A 5,903-nucleotide genomic window follows, 5' to 3' on the forward strand; every position below is an offset into this window, starting at 1 on the left:
CGGGGCGGGCATTCGGGTCGCATCAGGCAGCAGACGTTGGATCAGACCCGTTGGCCTCCAAATCTTGTCGCGCGTGGCAGGCAAAGCCTAGCACTTTGCATGATGCGCACAATCGTTGGCTGTGCTGCGGCGAAATCATGGCTTGGCCCGCAAGGCGCGCGCGATATGCACTGCCAAGTCGACGAGGTGCGTGGAGCCGCCGCCGCCCGCTACCGCGCGCCGAACGTGGTCTTGCCGAACAGGGTCTTGAACTCGGCAGGCTGCGCGCGCCAATAGGGCGGCGGCGCGTCGACCTCGCCGCCGAGTTCGGCTGCGGCATGCCAGCCCCAGCGCGGGTCGAACAGCATGCCGCGCGCCAGCGCCACCATGTCGGCCTGGCCGGAGGCAACGATCTCCTCGGCCTGCGCAGGCCTCGTGATCAGGCCGACGGCGATGGTGGTGAGCCCGGTCGCGGCCCGGACCGCGTCCGCGAACGGCACCTGGTAGCCGGGCCCGAGCGGAATCTTCTGCAGCGGCGAGATGCCTCCGGAGGAGACGTCGATCCAGTCGACGCCGCGCTTGGCGAGCTCCCTGGCGAAGGCGATGGTCTGCTCCAGGTCCCAACCACCCTCGATCCAGTCGGTGGCCGACAGGCGGATGCCGACCGGCTTACGCTCCGGGAAAACCGTGCGCACCGCCTCGAACACCTCGAGGGGATAGCGAATGCGGTTGGCGAACGAGCCGCCGTAGCGGTCGGTGCGCTTGTTCGAGATCGGCGACAGGAACTGATGCATGAGGTAGCCGTGCGCGCCATGCAGCTCCAGCGCATCGATGCCGAGCCGCTCGGCGCGCTGCGCGGCGGCGACGAAAGCCTCGCGGATGCGCGCAAGGCCTGTGTCGTCGAGTTCGGCGGGCGCGGCTTCGCCCTCCTTGTGCGGCACCGCGGAGGGCGCCACGGTCTGCCAGCCGCCTTCGCTGAGCGGGATCTGCTGCCCGCTCTCCCAGGGCCGATGGCTGGAACCCTTGCGACCGGCATGCGCGAGCTGCATCGCAATCGCCGCCTTCGAATGCTTTCGCGCAGCGGCGAGAATCGGCACCAGCGCCGCTTCGGTGGCATCATCATAGAGGCCGAGGCAGCCCGGCGTGATCCGCCCAATCGCCTCGACGTGGGTGGCCTCGATACAGAACATCGCGGCGCCGGACAGAGCGAGCGAATTGATGTGGGTGAAGTGCCAGTCATTGGCCGCGCCGCCTGTCGCGGAATACTGGCACATCGGCGAGACCATGATGCGGTTCTTCAGGTGCAGGCCGCGCAGCTTGATCGGGGAAAACAGGGCGCTCATGAGGGATGTCCGTGGGTTTCGAACGGTCTACTTCGCAAGTGTGAACTGCAGCAGCAGCGTGCGCTGGATCAGCGAGAAATTGTCGTCGGACACAAGGGTCAGCACGGTGTCGCCCTCCTCCGTCACATGGGCGTCGATGCCTTCCATGTTGTCGATCTCCTGGCTGAAATCGGCATCGAAGATCGAGGGTCCGTCGACCAGCGCGCCGGGCGTGATGTCGCGCAATGCGAGACGGCGGATGCGGATGCCGACGCCGTATATGATCGAGAATTTGCGTTCCAGGATCAGAAGGTCGCCACTCGGCAGGATCACCGCGTCGCTGATGTCGAAATTGTCCGTGCGGCGAATGCTGAATTGTCCAGGCGACGGGCCGCCGACCAGGAAGGCGAGCAGATTGCCCCTGTCGTCGAGGCCGCGCTCGGAGAGCGCGATCAACGTGCCCGCAAGCGGCAGGCCCTTGGGCACCACGACGAGGCCTTCCAGTCCCTTGTTGTTGGGCAGCTTCTTGACGGCCGGCGGCATCGGCACCACCTCGCCGCGCGCACGGGTAAAACCTTCGGCGAAATCGTAGCGCAGCACGAGGTTGACGCGCTCGAGCCCGATATAGACGAGGCTGCCGTCGAGCGCGATCGATTCCGAATCGAACCAGCCGCGCGCCGTGATCGGCCGCCCGTCCGGCCCGAGCAGCGGCGCGGCTTCGACGTCGGCAAGCCCGGTCATCGCGCGGCCGGAATAGACGATACGGCCGGTGAACCAGCCGCCCTTGTCGCTGATGGCGATGAAGTGCTCGCCCTTGGCATCGAGGCGGATGCCGGACAATCCGCCGAAGCCGGGATAGCGCGAGGTGAGGACCAGCCCGCTGCGATACTCCAGCGCGCCGAAGCGTGTGCGCGAACTGTTGCGCGGATCGAACAGGGGAAGCGGCCGCGCATTCACCTCGAGCGCGGTCGGCGCGGTAACGGAAAATTCATCCACCGCGCCGCGTTTCGCCGGCTCCGCATCGACGATGCGAGGCGCCGCGAAAATCGAAAGCCCGGCCGCAGTGCCGAGAAAGCGACGACGCGAGAGCCGTTCAATGCTCATGATTAGGACGCGCTTTTGGGGAACGACGCGTCATGTCACGGCATCTTACGAATGCAGCCGACGCCGGGTGGTCGGGGGCGCCGGCACGCCGTGGGTCTCGCTGAACAGCTCGGCCAGCTTTTCGGTGATCGCGCCGCCGAGCTCCTCGGCATCGACGATGGTCACGGCCCGGCGATAGTAGCGCGTGACGTCGTGGCCGATGCCGATCGCGATCAATTCCACCGGCGAGCGGGTCTCGATCTCCTCGATGACATGCCGCAAATGACGCTCCAGATAGTTGCCGGGGTTGACCGACAGCGTGGAATCGTCGACCGGCGCACCATCCGAAATCATCATCAGGATTTTTCGCTGTTCGGCGCGGCCGAGCAGGCGCTTGTGCGCCCAGTCGAGCGCCTCGCCGTCGATGTTTTCCTTCAAGAGCCCCTCGCGCATCATCAAGCCCAAGTTCTTGCGCGAGCGGCGCCATGGCGCATCGGCGGACTTGTAGACGATGTGGCGCAGGTCGTTGAGACGGCCGGGATTGGCCGGCTTGCCGGCGGCCAGCCACGCTTCGCGGGACTGCCCGCCCTTCCACGCGCGCGTCGTAAAACCCAGAATCTCGACCTTGACGCCGCAGCGCTCCAGCGTGCGCGCCAGGATATCGGCGCAGGTCGCCGCCACTGTGATCGGGCGGCCGCGCATGGAGCCGGAATTGTCCAGCAGCAGCGTCACCACGGTGTCGCGGAAGGTCGCTTCCTTCTCGCGCATGAACGACAGCGGATGATAGGGGTCGGTCACGACGCGCGACAGCCGCGCCGGATCCAGAATGCCCTCCTCGAGATCGAATTCCCAGGCGCGGTTCTGCTGCGCCATCAGGCGGCGCTGCAGCCGGTTGGCGAGCCGCGCCACGATGCCCTGCAGATGGGCGAGCTGCTTGTCGAGATAGGAGCGCAGCCGTTCCAGCTCGTCATGATCGCAAAGGTCCTCGGCGTTGACCACCTCGTCGAATTTCGGCGCAAAGGCGTGGTATTCCGGCCCGCGCGGCTCATTGGCGCCGCTGCGATTGGGCCGTGTCGCCTCGCCCGGTGTCTCGTCATCGCCGAGTTCGCCGTCGTCAAAAGTGTCGCTGGTCGAGGCTTGCGCCGCCTCCATCGCGCTTTCGGCCATCTCTTCGGACGTCGCCTGCGCCTGGTCGGCTGTCATCTCCTGAGCGGCGTCGCCGTCCGGCGAGCCTTCGGCGCCGGACTGATCGCTCTCGCCATCGCGGTTGTCGTCGTCGTTCTCGTCGTCCTCGGAATCGGCGTTGCGCTCGTCGCCGAGATCGAGCGCAGTGAGCAGATCATGCACCGCATCGCCGAACCTGGTCTGATCTTCCACCAGCCGATCGAGCCGGTCGAGCCGCGTCCCGATCCTGTCCTCCAGGATCGGCCGCCACAGATCGACCATCTTCTTCGCGGCCGCGGGCGGCGCCTGCCCCGTGAGGCGCTCGCGCACCAGCATGGCCAAGGCATCCGACAGTGGCGCATCGGCGCGGTCGGTGATCTCGTCATACTTGCCACGATGGAAATGATCGTCGAGCATCGCGGTGAGGTTCTTCGCAACACCGGACATGCGCCGCGCGCCGATCGCCTCGACCCGCGCCTGCTCGACAGCCTCGAACACACCGCGCGCCTGCGGATTGATCGGCATCAGCTTGCGATGCACCCGGGGATCGTGACAGGCGAGCTTCAGCGCAATCGAGTCGGCGTGGCCGCGGACGATCGCCGCATCGCGCCTGGTCATCTTGCGCGCGGGCTCGGGAAGCCGTGCCTTGCCGGGAGCCAGCCCGGGCCGTTCGGACGCGAAGCTGACCTCGAGCTCGGGTTTCTTCGCAATCGCCCGCAAAGCCCCGGTCACCGCGCGCTTGAACGGCTCGTTCGGGGCTTCCTTCGTCCCGGTGCGGAATTTGATGTTCGATGTGGTCATTCCGGCCTCTCCCTCTCCCCGTCGGGGGAGAGGCGAAATCAACTCAGTGCCACGTTGACCGCCGACTCCGGCAACTCGGCATTGAAGCAGCGCTGATAGAATTCCGCGACCAGCGGACGCTCCAGCTCGTCGCACTTATTGAGGAAGGTAACGCGGAAGGCAAAGCCGATATCGCCAAAAATCTCGGAGTTTTCCGCCCAGGTGATCACGGTGCGCGGGCTCATCACGGTCGACAGGTCGCCATTGGCAAAAGCGTTGCGCGTCAGATCGGCCAGCCGCACCATCTTGTTGACGACGTCGCGGCCCTCCTGGGTGCGATAGTGATGCGCCTTCGCCAGCACGATCTCGACCTCCTCGTCATGGGCGAGATAGTTGAGCGTTGTGACGATCGACCAGCGGTCCATCTGGCCCTGGTTGATCTGCTGGGTGCCGTGATAGAGGCCCGAGGTATCGCCGAGCCCGACCGTGTTCGCGGTCGAAAACAGGCGGAACGCGGGATGCGGCTTGATCACCTTGTTCTGGTCGAGCAGGGTCAGGCGGCCCGACACCTCCAGCACCCGCTGGATCACGAACATCACGTCAGGACGGCCGGCGTCGTATTCGTCGAATACCAGCGCGACGTTGTGCTGCAAGGCCCAGGGCAGGATGCCGTCGCGGAACTCGGTGATCTGCTTGCCGTCCTTGACGATGATGGCATCCTTGCCAACCAGGTCGATACGGCTGATGTGGCTGTCGAGATTGACGCGCACGCACGGCCAGTTCAGCCGCGCTGCGACCTGCTCGATGTGGGTCGACTTGCCGGTGCCGTGATAGCCCGTAACCATGACGCGGCGATTGCGTGCGAAGCCCGCGAGAATGGCCAGCGTCGTGGCCCGGTCGAAGCGGTAGTCGGTGTCGACTTCAGGCACATGCGGATCGACTTCGGAATAGGCCGGCACCTCGAGGTCGCTGTCGATCCCGAATACCTGCCGGACCGACACCTTCATGTCGGGCAGCCCGGTGATCTCCTGTGTTGTGGTCATGGCGGCGGTCGTCATCAATCCTCCGAGGTCCCGGGCATTCCCGAAACCAGATTTTCGGCGTGGCTGCGGTAGGGGGAGCTTCCACCAAATCTAGCAGAGAGCACGGACCGGCAGAAGCCCGCCCCCCGATCAAAGTTCGCCCGTGTTTTCATCAAGATAGGCATGGAACGCGAATTTTGGAGGGCTGCCCTGCGAATCACGCCGTATTTTCGCCGCGGCCACGGGAGGCGATGGCACCTTTCGGTCGTCTCCCTTGTTATGGCGGGCAGCGGTGCCCACTTTCGGAAGTCCGCGGACCTCTTCGCATGTTGCCCTGTCACCGGCCGTGGAAAGCTGGGAAAGCTGGCAAAGTTTTGATTTGAGTACCGCTTTTCGACCTGACACGCCTGGGATCGCAACGGCGGGACTGACAAGCAGCGCAGGATTTTTGTGGCCACCTTCATCGATCCCCTCATTGCGTTCGTGTCGGCCCATGCGTGGCTTGCCTATCTGACGCTGTTCCTTGCGGCCTTGCTGGAGGCCGTGCCCGTCA

The 5,903-nt window shown here is 65.3% G+C and carries 4 protein-coding genes and 1 pseudogene; 1 reads left to right on the forward strand and 4 read right to left on the reverse strand.

Going from position 1 to position 5,903, the window contains the following annotated elements; genetic code table 11:
* Positions 1 to 209: 209 nt before the first annotated feature.
* The 4 genes from JOZ76_RS17455 to cobS are packed head-to-tail and all read right to left on the reverse strand — an operon-like array spanning position 210 to position 5,386.
* Positions 210 to 1,322 (reverse strand): NADH:flavin oxidoreductase/NADH oxidase, encoded by a 1,113-nt coding sequence (locus tag JOZ76_RS17455; protein WP_291700124.1) that lies wholly within the window; start codon positions 1,320 to 1,322, stop codon positions 210 to 212.
* Between the two features lie 27 nt (positions 1,323 to 1,349).
* Positions 1,350 to 2,405, reverse strand: coding sequence for an esterase-like activity of phytase family protein (locus JOZ76_RS17460; protein WP_291700126.1), 1,056 nt, complete (start codon positions 2,403 to 2,405; stop codon positions 1,350 to 1,352).
* A gap of 45 nt (positions 2,406 to 2,450) precedes the next feature.
* Positions 2,451 to 4,349 carry a cobaltochelatase subunit CobT gene (gene cobT, locus JOZ76_RS17465; protein ID WP_291700128.1) on the reverse strand — a complete coding sequence of 633 codons (1,899 nt, stop codon included), beginning with the start codon at positions 4,347 to 4,349 and terminating at the stop codon, positions 2,451 to 2,453.
* Between the two features lie 38 nt (positions 4,350 to 4,387).
* Positions 4,388 to 5,386 carry a cobaltochelatase subunit CobS gene (gene cobS, locus JOZ76_RS17470; RefSeq protein WP_291700130.1) on the reverse strand — a complete coding sequence of 333 codons (999 nt, stop codon included), beginning with the start codon at positions 5,384 to 5,386 and terminating at the stop codon, positions 4,388 to 4,390.
* A 414-nt stretch (positions 5,387 to 5,800) separates the two neighbouring features.
* On the opposite strand from cobS, the pseudogene JOZ76_RS17475 reads away from it, so the two are divergent.
* A pseudogene (locus tag JOZ76_RS17475) lies at positions 5,801 to 5,903 on the forward strand (DedA family protein); the annotation flags it as partial.

Origin of the sequence: Bradyrhizobium sp. (assembly GCF_019244115.1) — a bacterium.
In the GTDB taxonomy this organism is placed as follows: domain Bacteria; phylum Pseudomonadota; class Alphaproteobacteria; order Rhizobiales; family Xanthobacteraceae; genus Bradyrhizobium.